Source organism: Actinotalea lenta (genome assembly GCF_030586465.1).
GTDB classification, from domain to species: Bacteria; Actinomycetota; Actinomycetes; order Actinomycetales; family Cellulomonadaceae; genus Actinotalea; species Actinotalea lenta.
The window spans coordinates 1,015,762-1,037,061 of sequence record NZ_JAUQYP010000001.1 but is presented as its reverse complement, the minus strand read 5'-3'; the positions used below and the strand labels follow the sequence as shown (position 1 = coordinate 1,037,061).

Genomic DNA, 21,300 nt, shown 5'->3' with positions numbered 1-21,300 from the left:
TCCACGTCTACCATCCGAAGGAACGGCGGCTTGTCGTACGCCGACAGCCCGCACCGACGACGTTGCGCCTGGAGCTCTCGTGACCGACACCTCCCATCAGCCCGCCCTGGACAACCTGCTCTCCGAGGACCGGCGTTTCCCGCCGACCGCCGAGTTCGGTGCCCAGGCGAACGCGCACGCCGAGATGTACTCCTGGGCGTCCGCGGACCGGCTGAGCTTCTGGGCCGAGCAGGCCAGGAACCTCCTGACCTGGGACACGCCGTTCACCGAGGTCCTGGACTGGTCCGCCGCACCGGTCGCACGGTGGTTCGCCGACGGCCGGCTCAACGCGTGCGAGAACGCCGTGGACCGGCACGTGCGGGAGGGCCGCGGCGAGCGGGTGGCTCTTCTGTTCGAAGGTGAGCCCGGCGACACGCGCACCCTCACGTACGCCGACCTCCAGCGCGAGGTGTCCCGGGCGGCGAACGCGATGCTCGCGCTCGGCGTTGGTACCGGCGATCGCGTCGCGATCTACCTGCCCATGATCCCCGAAGCCGTCGTAGCGATGCTCGCCTGTGCGCGGATCGGCGCCATCCACTCGGTGGTCTTCGGAGGCTTCTCCGCCGAGGCGCTGCGCTCGAGGATCGACGACGCGCAGGCGAGCCTGGTCATCACGGCTGACGGCGGCTACCGCAAGGGCAAGGCGAGCGCCCTGAAGCCTGCCGTCGACGAGGCCCTCGGTGGGGCCGCCGACGCCCTCGGCCCGTTGGACCACGGCGCCCAGAGCAGCGTGCACCACGTGCTCGTGGTGCGGCGCACCGGCCAGGAGGTGGAGTGGACCGACGGGCGCGACGTGTGGTGGCACGAGGCCCTCGAGGCCGCCTCCGACCAGCACACCCCGGTGCCCGTCGAGGCCGAGCACCCGTTGTTCATCCTGTACACCTCCGGTACGACGGGTAAGCCGAAGGGGATCTTCCACACGACCGGCGGCTACCTCACGCAGACGGCGTTCACGCACCTCACCGTGTTCGACCTGAAGCCCGAGACCGACGTGTACTGGTGCACCGCCGACGTCGGCTGGATCACCGGGCACAGCTACGTCACCTACGGCCCGCTGGTCAACGGCGCCACCCAGGTCATCTATGAGGGCACGCCGGACACCCCGCACCAGGGCCGCTGGTGGGAGATCGTCCAGAAGTACCGGGTGTCGATCCTCTACACCGCGCCCACGGCCATCCGCACCTGCATGAAGTGGGGTGAGGAGCTCCCCGCACAGTACGACCTGTCGTCCTTGCGCGTGCTCGGATCGGTCGGTGAGCCGATCAACCCGGAGGCGTGGATGTGGTACCGCCGCGTGATCGGCGACGACCGCACCCCCGTCGTGGACACCTGGTGGCAGACCGAGACCGGCGCCATCATGATCTCGCCCCTTCCCGGCGTCACGGCCACCAAGCCCGGCTCGGCCCAGGCGCCGCTGCCCGGCATCTCGGCCGAGGTCGTCGACGAGATGGCGCAGCCGGTACCGAACGGTTCCGGCGGGTACCTCGTCCTGACCGAGCCGTGGCCGTCGATGCTGCGCGGCATCTGGGGCGACCAGCAGCGCTACGTGGACACCTACTGGTCCCGGTTCGACGGCATGTACTTCGCCGGGGACGGCGCCAAGAAGGACGAGGACGGCGACATCTGGCTGCTCGGCCGGGTCGACGACGTCATGAACGTCTCGGGCCACCGGCTGTCCACCACGGAGATCGAGTCGGCGCTGGTCTCGCACCCCATGGTGGCGGAGGCCGCCGTGGTCGGCGCCCAGGACGCGACCACCGGCCAGGCCGTCGTCGCGTTCGTCATCCTGCGGGCCGAGTACCGCGACAGGGTCGACGAGGTCGGCGAGGGCGCGGACGTCGCCGCCGAGCTGCGCGCGCACGTGACCACCCAGATCGGCCCGATCGCGAAGCCACGCACGATCCTGGTGGTCGCCGAGCTGCCCAAGACCCGGTCCGGCAAGATCATGCGGCGACTGCTGCGGGACGTGGCCGAGCACCGAACCGTCGGGGACGTGACGACGCTGGCCGACTCGTCGGTGATGGACCAGATCGCGACGGGCCTGAGCAGCAGCACCTGACGCCTCAGGGCTCGGTGCGACGGCTCTCGGGACGCAGGAACCTGCCGATCACCGGGATCTCGGTGACCCCTTCGGCCCCGGCCATCACCAGGCTCTGCGTCGCGACGAACTCCGGGGCGTCCAGGACCACGTAGCGCGGCACCCAGTCGGGACCGAACTTGTCGTTGAACCGGCTCAGCGAGGTCATCTGGGTGCGCTCGGACATCTGCTGCAGCAGTGGCCGGGTCACGCTCGCCCACGCACCCGCCTCGGCCGTGCCGAGCACCTGGCGGCCCACGGCGAAGTTCAGACCGAGGCCGCCTCCGCCGCGCCGCGCGACCTCCGCGATGCTGGCCACGATGCAGGCGTCGAGCACCCCGTTGGGGACGTCGTCGGCGTCCGTGCGTCGGCGCATCACGTCCAGTGACCATCCGCGGACGGACTCCGCCGGCGCCCACTGCACGAAGCCGTCCAGGCGCCCGTCGGCACGCGTCGTGAGGGCGAGCACCAGATCGGTGTCGTCGGGGTCGAGCATGCGGGACAGGGTCATGGAGAAGCCACGCTCAGCCTCGCCGCGGCGACTCTCCGACATCAGGGCGAGCACCTGCTCACGCAGCTGGGGCTCCAGGGTGGCCGGGTCCGCGAAGGTGGTGGTGTAGCCGGCCCTGGCGACCCGCGCGACGGCCTGGCGCAGCGACTTGCGAGCCGAGCCGTCGAGGCTGAACTCGGCGCAGTCCACGATCGCCTCGTCACCGAGGTACACCGCGCGCAGCCCGGAGGCCTCGTAGACCGGGACCCACGGCGCGGACGCACCGAGCACGGCGAGCGACCACCCCCGTTCCTCGACGTGGGCCAGGAAGTCGGCCCAGGCGTCCACGCGCTCGGCCGGTGGGCCGATCGGGTCCGGGGACACGAGGCACACCCCGGCGCGGACGGTGTGCGCCACGACCGTCTCGCCGACCACGAACCAGTCCTTGTCGTCCCGCAGCGCGAAGTAGTCCAGGGTCCCCCCACCGTGCCGGCGCACGAGGGTGCGCACCCGTTCACGCTCCAGGTGGTGCTCGGCCGGGGACAGGCGGTGACCCGCGTGCGGCGCGACGAGCACCCATAGCCCCACGACGAGCAGGCAGACCCCGGCCGCCACCGCCATGGGGCTCACCAGGTGGTCGAGGCGCAACGTCCGGGCACTGACGTCCGCCGCCCGCGCCTCGTGGCGGACCAGCAGGCTCAGGCCGAGGGCGACTCCCCCGCCGAGCACCACGCCGGGGACCGAGAGCCACAGGGTGCGTCGCACGGCCGCTCGGGTGGGCAGCACCGGGAAGGCGACGCGCTGCGTCGCGAGCCATCCCGCGGCCGCGAGGGACACCAGCGACTCCTCCACGTCCAGTCCCTTGGCCAGGTGGAGCACCGCCGCGACCACGAGGAGCGCGATCGCCGAGCCCCAGGCGAGGCGCTGTCCGCGACGCATGCCCCGGGCGACGACCAGGAGTCCCACCGACACGAACACCAGTGCCGTCGCGGCAGTCCGGGGCAGCAGGTGCCGGTGCCCCGGGACCACCACGGGAAGCAGACCGTCGACCATGTCGAGCCGAAGCCACAGGGGCGGGAAGGCCGCCAGGGCGAGCGAGACGGCGGCCAGGACCACGGCGAGCCCGCTCGCCATCCTGCGCGTGCGCACCCGCCTGCGGTGCGCCCGCAACGCGGGACCGGGCGCGGGGGACGTCACAGGCGCAGTATGCCCGCGCGCGCCCTCCGGCGCGCCGGGGCGCGTGCGGTGGTGCCCGCCCTGGTGCGCGGTGATGATGAGCGGGACCGAGAGGGGTACGGGTGGGCAAGGGCCTCGCGAGCGCGTTCGCCTCGGTCGGTGCACCCGCGCAGGGCGCGCTGCCGACCCCCGACACCGCGCAGACCCTGCCGCCCGCCGTCCTCCGGGCGCTGCACGACCAGAGTCACTGGCTGGGCTCGTGGTGGACGGTCGCGGCTCTCGGCGTCCTCGCGGCCGGGCTTGCGTCGGCCGCGGTGCTCAGGTGGCGGGGTGGCGGGCGGGCCTGGCCGACCGCGATCGCGGCGACGGGTGCCCTCGCCCTGGTCGCGATGGCCGGGATCAACGCCTACGCGGGGTACGTCCCCAGCGTCGCGGCCGCCCAGGTGGTGCTGGCCGGCCACGGGATCGGGGGGCTCGGGAGCCAGTCGGTCGGCACCGCCCGGACGGGCGCTCTGCACGCCGTGCACGTCCCTGTGCCCGCCGCGCTCCACATGCCCGACGCGACGACCTGGGTCTACACCCCGCCGGGCTACGACCCGGCCAGCACGCGGTACCCGGTCGTCTACCTCATCCACGGCGAGCCGGGCACGTCGTCGGACTGGGTCGCGGGCGGCGACGCCGCGCACACCGTGGACGTGCTGACGGACGCCGGTCTCGTGCCGCCGATGATCCTGGTCTCTCCCGACGTCAACGGCGTCACCGAGACCGACACCGAGTGCCTCGACTCGACCCGGGGCGGGCCCCAGGTGGAGACGTACCTGCTGGACGTGCTCGTACCTTGGGTGGACGACCACCTGGCCACGATCCCGGACCCCGAGCACCGGATCCTCGGCGGCATGTCCGCGGGAGCGTACTGCGCCGTGGACCAGGGTCTTCGGCACCAGGACGTGTTCTCCACGATCCTGGCGATCATGCCGTACGTGAACCCCGGTGAGGGTGGTCGCGACATGCTGTCGACCAGCGCCGAGCTCGCCGCGCACGACGTCGCCAGCTACCTTCCCGACCTCACCTTGCCGCGGCCGGTGCCGGTGTTCGTCGACGTGCCGGGTGACGACCGGCAGAGCGAGGAGGCCGCGCAGGCCGCGACGCTGGTGCGGCTGCTCGCGGCGCGGGGTGAGCCGCTCGAGTACCGCGCCGAGCCGCACCAGCACCACACCTGGACGATGGCGCGCACCGCCCTGCCCTACGCGCTGGCGTTCGCCGCGCGGCACCTCGGCCGGCCGTGAGACCGGTAGGCGCGAGGGGGGACGGGTCACCCGTCAGCGCACCCTCCCGTGCCGTGCCGCCGCCGTGGTCTCGCGCACCATGAGCCGGGTGGGCAGGGTCTCGTGCCTCGACGCCGCGGTGTTGGCGTTCCCGAGAACCATCTCCCCGGCAACCTCGCCCTTCTCAGCGAGCGGCTGCCAGATGGTCGTCAGCCCCGCGCCGGCCGCCGACGGGATGTCGTCGAACCCCGTGACCGACAGATCCTCAGGCACTCTGAGGCCGAGCTCCCTTGCGGTGGCGAGCACGCCCAGCGCCAGCGCATCACACGTGCAGACGATCGCGGTGACGTCCGGGAAGTCTCGAAGGATCGCACGTGCTCCGCTTCGTCCCGAAGGGATGTCGCTCACGCGGCGTTCCGTGACGTGCACGCGTGCGCCGTCCCCGACCAGTCTCAGAAACTCGTCACGGAAGCCGATGACACGCTCGCGTTGCACGGGGTACGTCGCCCGCGACAGCCGCTCATCGTCGACGTGTCCCACATACGGCTCGTCACTCAGACGGTGACAGAGCACGCCGACCTCCCGATGCCCGAGGTCAGCGAGGTGCTTGGCCGTGAGCGCCGAGCTCCCGAGCTGATCCAGACCCGCCCAGCTCGTGTGGGGAAGGTCCTTCGGACCGTCGACCACGACGACCGGGATGTTCTTGCGCAGCACGGCGTCCACGTAGGGGGCACGGTCCGGCACCGAGTAGACCACCATGGAGTCGACGGCGGCCTGCTCGATCTGTGCCACCCCTCCGTCGCGGTCGGAGGTGACGGGGATGAGCATGAGTGGCATGTGCGCCGTCTCGCACGCCGTTGCCAGCCCGTGCAGGAAACCGACCGCCGCCTCGTCGTTGAAGGCAAACGGGAGTGAATCGGTCAACACCAGCCCGACTGCGGACCGCTGCCCCGTGCGCAGCTGACGCGCGATCGGGTCCGGTCCCGCGTAGCCGAGCTCGCGGGCAGTCTCGAGTATTCGCTCTTGAAGCTGTCGCGAGAGCCGGTCGGGACGGTTGTAGGCGTTGGACACGGTCGTCCGCGAGACCCCGAGCGCGTCGGCGATCGACTGGAGCGTCACTCGGCGCTCACCGACGTCACTGCTCACCCGACCCTCCCTAGGACACGGCCCTCCGGCCGGGCTTTCCCGGAACCGCGCGAGCGGCGGCGCAGCGACCGGTGATCGCTTGGCGCCGCCGCCCGACGACGTAGCGAACCTATAGGGCCTCGCCCAGGGAGATCATACTCACCTCTGTGACGCGCGCGCCCTTGTCCTGTGCTGCCATGAACACGATCGCGCTCGCGACATCTTTCGCACTCAAGAAATGCTCCTCGTGCAACAGGGACTCCTCGTCGCGTCCGCGGCCAAGCGCGAAAGAGGTCCGCACGGCTGCCGGGCAGATCACGCCCACCTTGATCCCATGCGGCTGAAGCTCTCGCCGCAGGGCACGAGAGAAGCCCACCTGAGCGTGCTTCGAGGCGCAGTAGATGGCTTCCCGCGGAAATCCTTGCAGCCCCGCCTGAGAAGCGACCTGCACGATCAGGCCCGAACCTTGCGAAATCATGTGCGGCACTGCAGCACGCGTGAACAGGAACGTGCCACGCATGTTGATTCCCATGATCTCGTCGTAGTCAGCAACCGTGGCGTCCACGAAGTCCGCGTACATTCCCACGCCGGCGTTGTTGACCAACGTGTCGAGGCGACCGTGCTGCTCCAGCGTTCTCGTGACCGCGGACGCGGCGGTACCGGGTTCGATCACGTCTCCGGTGATGTGGAGGTAGGCCCCACCGAGGGCCTCGGCCTCCGCTCGGAGGGCATCAGCCTCGTCCGGGTGGCGCCCCACGCCCACCACTGACGCGCCTCGCGCCGCGAACTCCAGGACGGCGGCCCGACCGATGCCACCACCCGAACCGGTGACCAGCGCGACGTGCCCCGCCAGGCTCCCGTCAGACATCGCCCTTCCCTTCCCGATCCCCCACGCCTCTGGTGCTACCCCGGGCCGTCACTGGGCTCCCGACCCCCCGTCGACCGCGAGCACGTGCCCCATGACCTGGTCCGCCTCGCGGGAGGCGAGGTAGACGACTGCCGCCGCGATCTCCTCGGGGTTCGTGATCCGGGTCGAGACTCCACGAGCGAGGATCGACGCAGCGGTCGCTGGGTCCTGCATCGCAGGCGTGGTCATGTCGGTCCAGGTCGCCCCGGGCGCGACAGCGTTCACCTGGATGTTGGAGGGCCCCCACTCGACGGCGAGGTCGCGCGTCAGCTGGATGAGGCCTCCCTTGGTCGCTCCGTAGACGGCGTGCTCGGCATACCCCTTGGCTCCGGCGTCGGACGCAATGTTGATGATCTTGCCGGCGCCCTGGTCGAGCATTCCCTTGGCCGCGGCCGTGGAACAGAAGAAGGCGCCACGCAAGTTCACATCGAACAGCCGGTCCCAGGTCTCCTGCGACACCTCGACGGCTGGCTCCGTTCGGTTCACGCCCGCGTTGTTCACCAGGATCTGCACGGGACCGAGCTCGCGCGCCGCATAGGCAAACGCCGGCTCGATCGCCGGGACATCCCTGATGTCCAGCTCGACCACGAGAGCACGCCTACCCCGGTCGCGGACCTGATCGGCGACCCCACGCATGCCGTCGGCGTCCGGGCCGAGAAGCACCACATCGGCCCCGGCCTCGGCGAGTCCGAGCGCAATCGCCTTACCAATGCCACGCGACGCGCCCGTCACCGCGGCGACCTTGTTCGTCAAGTCAAACACTTCTACCTCTCCTTTGGGTTGATCCGATCCGCACATGCACGGCGCCGCTCGAGCGACATCCGGAGCGATGCGCGGGGAACTCAGCGGCTCTTGGAACTGCGCTCAACGGCTTCGACCGCCGCCTCGGCACAGTCGCGGTCCTGATCCGCGGTTCCACCTGACACGCCGACGGCTCCGCGGAGCTCGCCGTTGGAGCCCCGGACAGGGACCCCCCCGCCAGCGAAGACGTATCTCGGGTCCACGGCCTGGAGCGCATAGCCGCTCTGACCGGGCTGACTGACGTCGAACATCTCGTCACTGCGCCGGTTCCAGGCGACGGCCGTGTAGGCCTTGCCCTGGGAGATGCCGGTCGACGCGAGTTGCGTGCCGTCCATGCGGGCGAATGCCACGAGATTCCCGCCGCTGTCCGCCACCGTGGTAGCGATACGAATCCCCATCGTTGCGGCAACATCCTCCGCCGCCTTCATCGCCGCTCGGGCCTCGCCCAGCGTTACGTCGTACATGCACTCTCCCTGAAGATCGACCTGCAGAACAACTGAACTACCGCAGTCTCTGCCGCCGCTCCTGTGCGACGAAGATGAAGACGACCGCGATCATGATGACTCCTTGAATGGCCTGCTGCGGGTTTGCCGGCACGCCGACCAAGACCATGATGTTTCCCAGAACGCCGAGGACGAGAACGCCAGAAATGGTCTTCCAGACCCCGCCGATTCCGCCGAACAGGCTCGTCCCTCCGACCACGACAGGAGCCATCGACATGCTGAGCGTGGTGATGTTCGCTATCGACGGCTCCGCGTTGCCGTTGCGGTTCACGTAGAGCACCGCACCGATGGCTGCGCAGACGCCCGCAAAGGCATAGGCGAACACCAGGGTCTTGGTGACCGGAACACCCGAGGTGCGCGCGGTCTTGGGGCTACCCCCGACTGCGTAGATGTATGAGCCGTACCGCATCCGCTTTGTGACGAACCACGCCACGACGGTGACAACCGCCCAGACGATCACCAGGCTGGGGACGAGCCCGAACAGCTTGTCGTGACCGAAGAGCAGTCCCACGTGCTGGTTGTCGTTGATGGAGAAGCCCTGCGACAGCACGTAGGCGAGCCCCATGGCGACCTGCATCATCCCGAGGGTTGCGATGAATGGCGGAACGCGTCCCACCGACACGAGGAGGCCGTTGACCAGGCCGGCGATGAGGCCGACGAGCAACCCGGCAAGAAGCGACAAGCCGAACCCGAGGCCCTGGGCCTGGAGCACCACGATCGCGACGAGGGCGGTGATGGAACCGAGGGACAAGTCGATCCCCGCGGTCAGGATCACGAGGGTCTGACCGACCGCCAGAACACCCAGCACACTATTCTGGGCGAGGATGTTGACGACATTCTTCAGCGTGAGGAAGCTTCCGTGGCTCAGAACGTTCGCCACCACGGCAAGTGCGACCAGCAGCAACCAGAGCGCCGATCGGCTCAGCGCAATCTTCGCTAGGGCGACCCAATCCCGGCTCTCGCTCACCGAAGTACTCGTTGCCAGTTCGACCGACATCAGCGCATCCTTTCCAGCGCCCCGCGGAGCATGACCGCACCCCACAGCACCACGCCGATCACGCAGAAGGACCAGAAAGCGTCGGCATTGGAGAGGTCGAGGATGTTCCGGAGCATCACGACGAACACGGTTCCCGCGATGGCGCCGACGAATCGACCCTCACCGCCGAGCAGGTTGACGCCCCCCAGGACGACCGCGGCAATGGTCTCCATCTCGTAGCCCTGGCCCGAGGTCGGCACCGCGACCCCGCCGTTGCGAGCGAACGAGAGAATCCCCGCCGTGGCCGCACACAGGCCGGAGATCACGTAGACCAGCACGATCACACGGGGCGTGCTGATGCCTGAGACTCGCGCGGCCTCGACGTTGCCGCCGACCGCGTACACGCGTACCCCGGTGCGGGTACGCGTGAGGATGAACCACACCACGGCGATCGCCAAGGCCCACACAGCCACCTTCTGCCACCCGAAGCCCAGACCGAGGAGTGAGTTGTCGAGCACCTGGACGGATTTCCCTGAGGTGATCGTGAGGGCTAGGCCCCGAGCCACAGCCATCATCGCGAAGGTCACGATGAACGGGGGGAGTCCCCCGTAGACCACGGTGAGCCCGGAGGCGAGCCCGACGAGCGTGCCCGTGAGGACCGCCATCAGGACCGCGCCCGGCGTGCCCAGGGGCATCGACACGCCCACGACCATCGCCGTGAGGGCCATCGCCGACCCGACGGAGAGGTCGATGCCACCAGTGAGGATCACGACGAACTGTCCGATCGCCAGCAACCCGATGATCACCGACTGCTCAACGATGTTGTTCAGGTTCGACCCGGACGCGAACAGCGAACCATTGGTGGCCACACCGATGAGAGCGAGGGCGAGCAGCAGCACCCACGCCATGTAGTCGATCAAGAACCGCTTGTTGAGGCGGGGGAGCCACCGCAGCGCCCGCGCATCCGGTCGCGCCGGCGCGAGGGCGCTCATGCCGCACCGCCCTGAGCCAGAGCGTCCATCGGCGGGATCGCCAGGTGGAGGATCTCCTCTTGTGTTGTCGTGCGCGGATCGACCTCGCCCTGAATGCGCCCCTCGGACATGACCAGGATCCGGTCACTGATGGAGAGGATCTCCGGGAGCTCGGAAGAGATCACGACCACGCCGAGACCGCGCTGCTTCAAGGTGCCGATGAGCGAGTAGATCTCGCGCTTCGCGCCCACGTCGATGCCCACGGTCGGCTCATCCATGATCAGCACCCGGCAGTCGCTCGCGAGGCACTTGGCCAGGACGACCTTCTGTTGGTTGCCCCCGGACAGGCCGCTGACCGGATCGCGAAGATCCGGGACCTTGACCGCCAGGTCCCGCGCGAGCTCGCCAACCCGCCGGTACATGCGGCGGAACTGCACAACCCCGAGCTTGGACATCGTGCGAACCATCGACAGAGCGGCATTGTCGCGGACGCTGAGCATCGGGACGATTCCTTCGGCCCGCCGGTCCTCCGGGACGAGCGCAAGGCCCAGACGAACCGCCTTGGCGGCGCTGGTCACGCGGCGAGGCTTGCCGTCCAGGTAGACGGTGCCGCTGTCGACGGCATCCAGCCCCATGATCGCCCGGGCGAGCTCGGTCCGGCCGGCGCCCACGAGGCCGGCGATCCCCACCACCTCGCCGGCCCGCACTGTGAGGGAGACGTCACGCAGGACCCCGCGGCGTGTCAAGGAGTCCACGCGCAGGACCTCGGCTCCCTTGGGCGTGTCGATGTCGAGGTTCTCGTAACGGACGACGTCCCTGCCGACCATGCGTCGGACGAGCTCGGCCTGATCGATGTCCGCGACCGCCGACGTCCCGACGTAGTTGCCATCACGCAGGACGGTCACCCGATCACCGATCTCGAAGATCTCCTCGAGTCGGTGGGAGATGTACACGATGCCGATTCCCTGCGCCGTCAGGCGCCGAATCACCCCGAAGAGCACATCGAGCTCCTTGCCACCCAAGACGGCAGAGGGCTCATCCATGATCAGGACCTTGCCGCCCAGGGCGAGCGCCCGCGCCGTGGCTGTCAGCTGCTGCAGGGAGATACCCAGCTCCCCCACGCGGGCTGATGCCGCGAAGGGCACACCCAGGTCGGCGATCAGCTGCTCCGTCGCCCTGCGCATCGCTGCCCGATCGAGCATGCCCAGTCGGGTACGGGGCTCTGAACCGAGGAAGATGTTCTCAGCGACGGTGAGCTGAGGGACAAGGTTCAGGTCCTGGTAGATCACCGAGATGCCGCGTTCGCGGCGTTCGCGGATGCTGGCCGAGGTCACATCCTCGCCGTCGATGGCGATGGAGCCTGCATCCGGGGTGACGGCACCGGTCAGGATCTTGATGAGGGTCGACTTCCCGGCCCCGTTCTCGCCGACCAGGCAGTGGACCTCGCCCGGGTGCAGGTCGAAGTCGACGCCTGCGAGGGCGGTGACGCCTGCGTAGCGCTTGACGAGGCCATGTGCCTCCAGCACTCTCCGGGCGCCCGGCGCGCGCGCCGTGTTGTCGTCGTCAGACACGAGGTATTGCCTCCCGCGCCGACCGGCGGGTAGTGGCGCGGCGAGCGCACCGGCCACTACCCGTCGGCCAACGTTCAGCCGTTGCGGATTGTTGGTGGACGATCAGCGGTTGGCGAACTTGGCACTTGCGGCCGTCAGCTCGTCGTACTGCGCCTTGGCCTCCTTCTGGCCGGCGTCCGTGATCGACTCGAAGCACGTGAAGGGCTTGTCCGGCGTTGCCGTCTCCAGGCTCTCGCCGGCGAGGATCTTCTCGACGTAGGGAAGAATGATCGGCCCGAAGTACGGCGTGTTCGTGCAGACCGTCGCGAAGTTGCCCTCGGCAACCTGCTGGATGGCCTCAACCTGACCGTCCTTGGAGATGATCCGACCCACGAGCTCGTCACGGCCCGCGTCCTGGATGGCGGCAAGAGCCCCGATCCCCATCTCGTCGTTCTGCGCCCACACCATGTCGATCTGACCTGCCGGATACCGGGTGAGGTAGTCCTCCATGATCTGGCGGCCCGGTGCCCGCTTGTTCTCGCCGTCCTGCGCGTCGAGGATCTTGATGTCCGGGTACTGCGCAAGGACGTCGGCGAAGCCCTTGTCCATCGCCACCTGCGGAGCCGAGCCCAGAACACCGACGAGCTCGACGATGCTGCCCTTGGGCGAACCATTGACCTTGGTCAGGAGCTGAACCGCTGCCTCACCCAGCTTCGTGCCCATCTGCTCCCAGTTCTGGGTGATGAGGACCTTGTACTGGGTGGCGGAGTCGGGACCCACTCCGAGAGCACGGTCGGCCACGATCAGTGGCACGCCTGCGTCCTCGGCGAGCGCGGCGATCGGCGTTGCCGCCTCCTGCTCGGCCGGCTCGACGACGAGGATGTCGGGCTTCTGCTGCAACAGGTTCTGGACCTGCTCGACCTGCCGGGCCTGGTCCTCGTCCGCCTGCTGGTAGAGCACCGTGTAGCCAGCGTTCTCCAGCGTCTCGCGAATCGATGCCGTGTTCTCCAGGCGCCAGTCGTTCTCCAGCCCCTCCTGCGAGAACGCCACGACCGCCTTGCCGTCGCTGCCACTGCTGGTCGCGCTGTCCGCGCCCGAGGCGTCGCCCCCCTGCGCCTCGGTAGTGCCCGAGCACGCGCCGACAAGAAGCAGCGCTACGGCGGACACCAGCGTCGCGCCGAACTTCCGTGACCTCATGGGATCACCTTCCTGGTCGGGTACGCGAGCGCCCTCGCTCGCTTGCCGCGACAGTAGCGAGAGATGAATCGATAAACAAGTCACGAAGCGATAACGCCGCTACGGCCAAGGCTGGAGTCCACTCCGGGCCTCACGGCTCATCCGTTTTGGCAGGTCAATCGCATATCGATGATGACCGAGGATTTCCACCGGGCCTTGTGAGGGTTATTTATCGATCGACCGCTGTGCCGTCCTATCCCTCAGAGCGGCCGTGATGCGCGTCGCCGACGCCGGCCGCGGGGCGAGACGGCCAGGTAAGGCTCGCGACGACGCCGGGCCAAGAAGGGACCACGTCGGGCGGCGCCCGCTCCAGTACCGGTCATCGCGAGGTCAAATCGACGCAATGTGAGATACGTCTCAGTGCCTGAATGGCCCAGACGTCCCAGATGGTCGCCGGATCGCCTGGGCAGAGTGGGGAGGTCTACATACCCCCGGGGGCACGTCGAGGTGCGCCCAGCAGCGCGTGCACCACGCAACTCGAGGGTCGGTCAGCGTTGACTGGACGGGTGCACGATGCAGAGCTCCTCGGACGACCTCAGGTCGGCCTCCACCACTTCTGCGCCTCGGGCGGGGGTGACCGGCTTCCCGATCGTCGCCAGACACGACATCTCCGACGCGACCTTCATCCTCGAGGTGCACCATCCGCTGATGGCACGTGCGGCGCGGGCCGGCCAGTTCGTCATCGTGATGTCGCATCCCGAGGGCGAGCGCATCCCGCTGACGATCGCCGACTTCGACCGGGAGCTCGGCACCGTCACGCTGGTCGTCCAGGCCGTCGGTAAGACCACGCGCGAGATGCAGCAGACCTGCCATGTTGGCACGAGCCTGCACGGCGTCGCCGGCCCGCTGGGCCAGCCGAGCCCCCTGGGCACGGCCCGCACGGTGGTGTGCGTGGGCGGCGGCCTGGGGGTCGCACCCGTCTACCCCCAGGCCCGCGCGCACAAGGAGCGCGGCGCCACGGTGATCGGCGTGCTCGGCTTCCGCTCCGCCGAGCTCGTGTTCTGGGAGGACAAGTTCCGCGAGGTGTGCGACGAGCTGATCCTGTGCACCGACGACGGCAGCGCCGGGATCCACGGTCTGGTCACCGACGGCCTGGAGCTGGCGATGGAGCGCTACCCCGACGTCGGTGAGGTCGTCGCGATCGGCCCACCCGTGATGATGCAGGCCTGCGCGGAGGCCACCCGCCCCACGGGCGTGCACACCGTCGTCAGCCTGAACCCGATCATGGTGGACGGCACCGGGATGTGCGGTGGTTGCCGGGTCCGGGTCGGTGACGGGGTCAGGTTCGCCTGCGTGGACGGACCCGACTTCGACGGCCACAAGGTGGACTTCGCCGACCTGCGCTCGCGGCTGACGCGGTACCGCGGCGAGGAGGCCCAGGCGCTGGCGCACTGGGAGCACACCTGCCGGCGCGCCGAGGTGGCCGCGGCCGACACCTCCGAGCTTCCCACCCCGACAGGAGCGTGACGTGGCCGCGAAGCGCACCATCCGCACCATCCCCGCCGAGCGCACCCCGGTGCGCGAGCAGCCCGCCGCCGAGCGCATCGGCGGCTTCGAGGAGGTCAGCCTCGGGTACGACGAGGTCGAGGCCGCGCGCGAGGCGCAGCGCTGCCTGTTCTGCGCCGACACGCCCTGCATGCGGGGCTGCCCGGTCTCCGTCGACATCCCCGGCTTCATCCGGAAGGTCTCCGACCGGGACTACCAGGGCGCCTACGAGACCATCGCACGCACCAACCTGCTGCCGGCGGTGTGCGGCCGGGTGTGCCCGCAGGAGTCCCAGTGCGAGGCCGTGTGCACCGTCGGCGACTCGCTCGAGCCCGTCGCGATCGGCCGCCTGGAGCGGTTCGTCGGCGACCTCGCGATCGCGAACGACTGGGCCTCACGGCCGTTCATACCCCCGACGCCGCACCGGGTCGGCGTGATCGGCTCGGGCCCGGCCGGCATGGCGTGCGCCGCCGACCTCGCCAAGGCCGGGTGCGAGGTCACCGTCTACGAGGCCCTGCACCTGCCCGGCGGCGTGCTGCGCTACGGCATCCCCGACTTCCGGCTGCCGAGCGAGGTCATCGACGCCGAGGTCGCCAACCTCGAGCGGCTCGGCGTGCGGTTCGAGTGCAACACGGTCGTCGGCCGGCTGTTCACCCCCGAGCAGATGATCGAGGAGATGGGCTTCGACGCGGTGTTCATCGGCACCGGCGCGGGCTACCCGACCATGCTCGGCATCCCAGGGGACTCCCTGGGCGGCGTGCTGTCCGCCAACGAGCTGCTCACCCGGGCGAACCTCATGCAGGCCCGGGACTTCCCGGTCTACGACACCCCGATCCCGCTGGGCACGCACGTCGCCGTGGTCGGCGCCGGCAACACCGCGATGGACGCCATGCGGGTCTGCCTGCGGCTGGGCGCCGAGACCGTCCAGTGCCTGTACCGTCGCTCGGCCGCCGAGGCCCCCGCGCGTGCCGAGGAGCTGCACCACGCCGAGCAAGAAGGCGTGGAGTTCCACTGGCTGACCAACCCCGTCGAGGTCCTCGACGACGGCCAGGGCAACGTGGGCGGCCTGCGCTGCCAGCGCATGGAGCTCGGTGAGCCGGACGCGTCCGGTCGCCGGCGGCCCGTGCCGGTGCCGGGCAGCGAGTTCGTGATGCGCTGCGACCAGGTGGTGTTCGCGATCGGCACCAACGCGAACCCGATCATCGGCCAGACCTCGAGGCTGAGCCTCGACAAGCGCGGCTACCTGCGGGTCGACGAGGACCTGGCGACCTCCATGGCCGGCGTCTTCGCCGGCGGCGACATCGTCACCGGCGCCGCGACCGTGATCGAGGCGATGGGCGCCGGGCGCAGGGCAGCGGCCGGGATCCTCCGCTACCTCGGCGTCCGCGACGAGTCCCTGCCCTACGACGCGCTCGGCGAGCCGGTGTTCGGGATCGCACCGCACGAGCACTCGTTCGTCCGACTCCGGGTCGCCGAGACTCCCTCCACCCACAGAACGGCGGTGACGGCCCGATGAGCACGGTCCAGTCGACACGGTCAGAACTCAGCGCCGAGGTCGGCGAACGCCAGGTCGTCACGCTCACCGAGCACGTCGTGGAGATCATCAGCGACTCGGGCGAGGGTGCCCAGCGCTGCGGTCAGTCGTTCGGCGCGATCGCAGCCCGCACCGGCAACGGGGTCTGGACGGTCGAGATCATCCCGGCCGAGATCCAGCCGCCGGCCCGCAGCGTCGCGGGCGCCAGCGGGAACCGGGTCCGGCTGGGCTCGGGACCCATCACCAACGGCGGCGACGAGGCGGACCTGGTCGTCGCGTTCAACGAGCAGGTGCTGCTCGGCCGGGTGCACGCCCGCGAGCTCAAGCCGGGCTGCACGATCCTGCTCGAGGACATGTGGCGCGAGCACCGCGACCCCCGGATCGCCGCGTCCTACGCCGAGACCTACGACCTGCTGGTCGCCGCGGGCTACCGCATCATCGAGGTCCCGATGGAGCGGGAGTGCCGCACGCTGGTCTCCGACGCGCGGCGCGGCAAGAACATGTACGCCCTCGGCATGCTGTGCGCGATCTACCAGTTCGACCTCGGCCTGGCCCGCGAGCAGGTCGCCCTGACGTTCCGCAAGAAGACCCAGGCTCTCATCGACACGAACGTCACGTTGCTCACCGCCGGGTACGAGTGGGCCCTGGCCAACCTGGACCTGGCGTTCCACGTCCCGGCGGCCCCGACGGACCAGCGCCAGGTCGTCACCAACGGCAACACGGCGCTCGCGCTCGGTGTGGTGGCCTCCGGCATGGAGATCTGCTCGATGTACCCCATCACGCCGGCGACCTCCGCCTCGCACTACCTCAGCGAGATCTTCCCGAAGGTCGGCGGCGTGGTGCACCAGGCGGAGGACGAGATCGCGGCGGCCACGTTCGCGATCGGGGCGTCCTACGCCGGCAAGTGCGCCGTGACGATCACGTCGGGCCCGGGCTACTCGCTCAAGCAGGAGGCCATCGGTCTGGCCGTGATGGCCGAGATCCCGCTCGTCGTGGTCAACGTCCAACGTGGCGGCCCGAGCACCGGGCAGCCGACCAAGGTCGAGCAGGGCGACCTGCTCACCTCGATCTTCGGCAGCCACGGCGACGCCCCGAAGGTGGTGATCGCGGCGAGCTCGATCGAGGACTGCTTCTACTCGATCATCACCGCCCGACGGATCGCCGAGACCTTCAACACCGTCGTGGTCGTGCTGTCCGACGCGAGCCTGGCCACCGCGCAGCAGCCCTACCCGCGCCCGGAGTTCGACCCGGCCTGGCTCGCACCCCCGGTGGACCAGAGCCACGTGCCCGACGGCCTGCAGCCCTACGCGTGGGACGAGACCACGGGACTGTCCCGGCGCTTCACGCCCGGCCAGCCGGGCGGCATGTACACCTTGACCGGCCTCGCGCACGACACGTCCGGCTCGGTCGCCTACGACCCGGACGCCAACGAGCAGGGCCTGCACGCGCGCAGCCTCAAGCTCGCGGCGCTGCAGAAGACCCTCCGGCCCCCTCGCGTGCACGGTGACGAGTCCGGCGACCTCCTGGTCATCGGCTGGGGCGGCACCCGCGGAGCCATCGAGGAGGCCGTGGACCGGTTGCGGGCCGAAGGGCGGGAGGTGTCCTCGCTGCACCTGCGCTTCCTCAACCCGTTGCCGCCGGGACTCAAGGAGATCATGGCGGGCTTCGACCAGGTGATGACCGTCGAGGCGAACTGGAGCGACCGCCTGGACGACCCGATCATCGACGAGACCAACCGGCGCTACTCCGCCCTGGCGATGCTGCTGCGCTCGCGCTACCTCGTCGACGTCGACACCTGGAGCGAGGTCGGCGGCCAACCCATCAAGCCGGGCCGCGTGCAGCGGGCCATTCTCAGGAAGCTGGACGGGCGATGATCGACCTGACCCACCGGAGCGCCGCGGAGTGCCTGCTGCGCCTGCACGACGAGCGGCTCGAGATCGAGGGCTTCCAGAAGGGCGTGCCGCGGTGGTGCGCCGGGTGCGGCGACAACGCCGTGCTCACCGCTGCCCAACGGCTGCTCCGCGACGAGGGGCTGCGCCCGGAGAAGACCGTGTTCGTGTCCGGCATCGGCTGCTCGAGCCGCTTCCCGCACTACATGAACACCTACGGTTTCCACGGCATCCACGGGCGCGCGCTGCCGGTGGCCGAGGGCATCCGGCTCGCTCGGCCCGACCTCAACGTCTTCGTCAACACCGGGGACGGCGACTCGTTCAGCATCGGCGCCGCGCACTGGATCCACGCCATCCGCTACAACATGCGGATGGTCGTGATGGTGCACGACAACCAGATCTACGGCCTGACGAAGAAGCAGGCCTCGCCGACCTCGCCGCGGGGCACCCGGTCCAACACCACGCCCCGCGGGTCCTACCTGGAGGGGCTCAACCCGCTGACCGTGACCCTGGGCGTGCAGAACGTCTCGTTCGTCGCGCAGGCCGCCGACTGGATCCCCGAGATGCTCTACGAGATCCTCCAGGCCGCGTTCCACCACGACGGGCTGGCGTTCATCCGGATCGTGCAGCGCTGCCCGGAGTGGATGCCCGACAACTTCGACCCGTGGTTGCACGACCCGTCGCGCGTGCAGCTGCTGCACCACCCGAGCTCGCTGTCGATCAGCTCGTCGCTGGCCTCGCTGTTCCCGAACCACCTCGAGCACGACCCGTCGGACATCCACCGGGCACGTGAGATCGCGTCGTCGAGCGACCCGCTCCCGGTCGGGATCCTCTACCACGACCCCACCGTCCCCCGGTACGACGAGATCATCCGCTCCGAGGCCACCCACTCCTCGGCCTCGGTACGCCGGCTGCTCGACGCCGAGTTCGACAAGGTCGCGGTGACGGGCGGTGAGCTCGATGACTGACACGGCGCAGAGCACCCCGATGACGACGGGCAGCCGCCACCGCAACGACCAGCAGGACCGGGCGTCGTTCTACCTCACCGGTCACCGGATGGACACCCACCTGGGCAACGTCGAGGGCCTGGGCCTGCGTTCGGCGCACTTCGCTCCGTACCGGCGGCTCACCGAGCTCCGCTACGACTACCCCCTGGTGCTGGCCGACGGGCACGACGTGAACACGACCATGTGGTCGCTGTCCGGCCTGATCGACGACCTGAGGGTCGCGACCGGCGAGGACGCCGGCCGGATTCGCCACCACGCGATCCTGCTGGAGCGGGAGATCCGGGTGCGCGCGGACGCCGGATCGGTCCGGCTGTCCGCAGCGTGGGACGAGGCGGTGGACGCACTCATCGCGGCGTCGGCCAACGGCGGCGAACCGGATCCCGACCTGGCCGACAGCCTCGCGCGGCTGACCACCGCGCGCACCGTCGACGGCCGGCTGGTGACCTGCGACCACGACACGCCTCGCGAGGTCGTCGGGCACCTGTGGGGGCTCGTGCAGCGGGAGCGCGAGCGGCACCTCACCGCGCGGGTCGCGCACCTGCGCGACGACCTGCAGGACATCCTCGACGCCGAGCAGGCCAGCTCGCCGGCGGGACTGTCCGGCGAGCGGCTCGCAGCCTCGTTGGGACCCGTGGTCGGCGCCGAGCTCGACACCGAGGCGCTGTCCCGACTCCTCACCGACAACCGGCCGCGCTTCAGCCTGTCCGACTCGCGCCGCGCGCGGATCCGCCGGCTGCTCGACGTGCTCACCACGCAGCGCTTCGTGCCGAGCGGCGAGGACGACGACACCACCGAGCTGTACGACTTCGTCTACACCGACGTGCAGGCGGCGCTGGCCGCCCACCGCGACCGGTTCGCCGCGACGACCGAGCTCGCCAAGGCGCTGGTGATGGCCGAGATGGAGGCCGACGGCCGCTACCGCGAGGAGGTCCACGACGCGCTGTTCGCCAAGTGGAGCGTCGCCGACCTCGACACCGACACCCTCGAGCTGTTCCCGGAGTACCTGGTCCGCGTCGACGCCGAGTCGATGACCTCCGAGGACAGCGTCGCGCTGCTCGAAGCGCTCGCCTCCGGTCTGCCGATCAAGGCGCTGGTGCAGGTCAACGACCTGCTCCGCGGCGCGACGCAGCAGGCCCGGCCGGCACAGGCCGGCCTGTCCGCCCGGATGCTCGCCAGCACGGCGCTGGCCTCCGGGGAGTCGTTCGTCATGCAGTGCGCGAGCTCGGCGCTCTACCACGCCCGCGACCGGATCGTCGCGGGGTCGGCCGCGCCGGGCGCCGCGCTGTTCGTGGTGTACTCCGGCGAGGGCGAGTGGCTCGACGACCTGCCGCCCTACCTCGCGGCGGCCGCGGCCATCGAGTCGCGGGTGTTCCCGTCCTACGCCTACGACCCCGGCGCGGGCGAGACCTGGGCGGACCGCTTCACCCTGGGCTGCAACCCGCAGCCCGAGCTCGACTGGCCCGTGCGGCGGATCACCTACCAGGACGGCTCCGTGCAGCGGGTCAGCCTGGACGTGCCGTTCACCGCCGCCGACTTCTGGGCCTGCGACGCACGGCTGGTCACCCACCTCGCGCTCGCCGCCGAGGACGGCTCCGAGGGCAAGGAGGTGCCGTTCGCCGAGCACATGGCGTCCAACCCCGGCGCGTGGGCCGGCGAGCTGCCCTACCTGCTGATGATCTCCCGCGACGAGCGCCTGCACCGGGTGCTGGTCGACCGGCCCCTCATCCACCTCACCCAGCGCAGCGTCGAGCAGTGGCACCGCCTCCAGGAGCTCGCCGGCATCCACAACTCCCACGTCGCCCTCGAGCGCGCCCGGATGCGGGAGGAGCTCGAGGCGGAGCTGGCCGCGGCCGGGGTGACCGCGGGCACCGCCGTGCCGGCCACGAGCGCGGCAGCGCCGGCCACCCCGCCGGTCGCCGACAACGCCGAGGACCAGGTCGACGAGCCCCAGGCGCACGACCCGTACCTGCCGTGGATCGAGACCGCGCGATGCGCGACCTGCAACGAGTGCACCGCGATCAACGACCGGATGTTCCGCTACAACGACGACCGGCAGGCGTACATCGCCGACCCGGACGCCGGCACGTACGCCGAGCTGGTGCTCGCGGCGGAGGCCTGTCAGGTCGCGATCATCCACCCCGGCCAGCCCCGGAATCCCGACGAGCCGGGCCTGGCCGAGCTGACCAAGCGAGCCGAGGCGTTCGCGTGAGGCCCGCCGGTGGCGCCTCGCGCCCGGTCCCGCACCGGACCACCGGCGTGAGGGGGTGAC

At 70.0% G+C, this 21,300-nt stretch carries 16 protein-coding genes; 7 read left to right on the top strand and 9 right to left on the bottom strand.

Annotated features, from left to right (window positions below; genetic code table 11):
• The first annotated feature begins 79 nt into the window (after positions 1-79).
• Positions 80-2,098: an acetate--CoA ligase gene (gene acs, locus Q6348_RS04865; protein WP_304600177.1), complete on the top strand. Its 2,019-nt coding sequence runs from the start codon at positions 80-82 to the stop codon at positions 2,096-2,098.
• Positions 2,099-2,102: 4 nt separating this feature from the next.
• Here acs and Q6348_RS04860 read toward each other — a convergent pair whose 3' ends face one another.
• Complete coding sequence (locus Q6348_RS04860; protein ID WP_304600176.1) at positions 2,103-3,803, bottom strand: bifunctional lysylphosphatidylglycerol flippase/synthetase MprF; 1,701 nt, start codon at positions 3,801-3,803, stop codon at positions 2,103-2,105.
• Positions 3,804-3,904: 101 nt separating this feature from the next.
• Between Q6348_RS04860 and Q6348_RS04855 the strand changes: the two genes are divergently transcribed.
• On the top strand, positions 3,905-5,068 hold the full coding sequence (locus tag Q6348_RS04855) for an alpha/beta hydrolase (RefSeq protein ID WP_304600175.1): 1,164 nt from the start codon (positions 3,905-3,907) through the stop codon (positions 5,066-5,068).
• A 33-nt stretch (positions 5,069-5,101) separates the two neighbouring features.
• On the opposite strand, the gene Q6348_RS04850 is transcribed toward Q6348_RS04855, so the two are convergent.
• From Q6348_RS04850 to Q6348_RS04815, 8 genes are all read right to left on the bottom strand, one after another.
• Positions 5,102-6,193 (bottom strand): LacI family DNA-binding transcriptional regulator, encoded by a 1,092-nt coding sequence (locus tag Q6348_RS04850; protein ID WP_304600174.1) that lies wholly within the window; start codon positions 6,191-6,193, stop codon positions 5,102-5,104.
• 109 nt (positions 6,194-6,302) lie between these two features.
• Positions 6,303-7,040, bottom strand: a complete 738-nt coding sequence (locus Q6348_RS04845; protein ID WP_304600173.1) for an SDR family oxidoreductase — start codon at positions 7,038-7,040, stop codon at positions 6,303-6,305.
• Between the two features lie 48 nt (positions 7,041-7,088).
• Positions 7,089-7,841 carry an SDR family NAD(P)-dependent oxidoreductase gene (locus tag Q6348_RS04840; protein WP_304600172.1) on the bottom strand — a complete coding sequence of 251 codons (753 nt, stop codon included), beginning with the start codon at positions 7,839-7,841 and terminating at the stop codon, positions 7,089-7,091.
• Between the two features lie 80 nt (positions 7,842-7,921).
• Positions 7,922-8,344 carry a GlcG/HbpS family heme-binding protein gene (locus Q6348_RS04835; protein WP_304600171.1) on the bottom strand — a complete coding sequence of 141 codons (423 nt, stop codon included), beginning with the start codon at positions 8,342-8,344 and terminating at the stop codon, positions 7,922-7,924.
• A gap of 37 nt (positions 8,345-8,381) precedes the next feature.
• Positions 8,382-9,380 carry an ABC transporter permease gene (locus Q6348_RS04830; RefSeq protein ID WP_304600170.1) on the bottom strand — a complete coding sequence of 333 codons (999 nt, stop codon included), beginning with the start codon at positions 9,378-9,380 and terminating at the stop codon, positions 8,382-8,384.
• A complete protein-coding gene (locus Q6348_RS04825; RefSeq protein WP_304600169.1) occupies positions 9,380-10,351 on the bottom strand; it encodes an ABC transporter permease in 972 nt (323 codons plus the stop codon). The genes Q6348_RS04830 and Q6348_RS04825 overlap by 1 nt, the downstream gene beginning before the upstream one ends.
• Positions 10,348-11,901 (bottom strand): sugar ABC transporter ATP-binding protein, encoded by a 1,554-nt coding sequence (locus Q6348_RS04820; protein ID WP_304600168.1) that lies wholly within the window; start codon positions 11,899-11,901, stop codon positions 10,348-10,350. Before Q6348_RS04820 ends, Q6348_RS04825 begins: the two co-directional genes overlap by 4 nt.
• 102 nt (positions 11,902-12,003) lie before the next feature.
• Positions 12,004-13,077 (bottom strand): substrate-binding domain-containing protein, encoded by a 1,074-nt coding sequence (locus Q6348_RS04815; protein WP_304600167.1) that lies wholly within the window; start codon positions 13,075-13,077, stop codon positions 12,004-12,006.
• 612 nt (positions 13,078-13,689) lie between these two features.
• Between Q6348_RS04815 and Q6348_RS04810 the strand changes: the two genes are divergently transcribed.
• From Q6348_RS04810 to Q6348_RS04790, 5 genes are read left to right on the top strand one after another with little or no spacing between them, the layout of a single operon-like run.
• Positions 13,690-14,583: a sulfide/dihydroorotate dehydrogenase-like FAD/NAD-binding protein gene (locus Q6348_RS04810; protein WP_304600166.1), complete on the top strand. Its 894-nt coding sequence runs from the start codon at positions 13,690-13,692 to the stop codon at positions 14,581-14,583.
• Between the two features lies 1 nt (position 14,584).
• Positions 14,585-16,117, top strand: a complete 1,533-nt coding sequence (gene gltA / locus Q6348_RS04805) for an NADPH-dependent glutamate synthase (RefSeq protein ID WP_304600165.1) — start codon at positions 14,585-14,587, stop codon at positions 16,115-16,117.
• Complete coding sequence (locus tag Q6348_RS04800; RefSeq protein ID WP_304600164.1) at positions 16,114-18,009, top strand: 2-oxoacid:acceptor oxidoreductase subunit alpha; 1,896 nt, start codon at positions 16,114-16,116, stop codon at positions 18,007-18,009. The genes gltA and Q6348_RS04800 overlap by 4 nt, the downstream gene beginning before the upstream one ends.
• Complete coding sequence (locus Q6348_RS04795; RefSeq protein WP_304600163.1) at positions 18,006-18,992, top strand: thiamine pyrophosphate-dependent enzyme; 987 nt, start codon at positions 18,006-18,008, stop codon at positions 18,990-18,992. The genes Q6348_RS04800 and Q6348_RS04795 overlap by 4 nt, the downstream gene beginning before the upstream one ends.
• Positions 18,985-21,240: a hypothetical protein gene (locus tag Q6348_RS04790; protein ID WP_304600162.1), complete on the top strand. Its 2,256-nt coding sequence runs from the start codon at positions 18,985-18,987 to the stop codon at positions 21,238-21,240. Before Q6348_RS04795 ends, Q6348_RS04790 begins: the two co-directional genes overlap by 8 nt.
• Positions 21,241-21,300 lie beyond the last annotated feature (60 nt).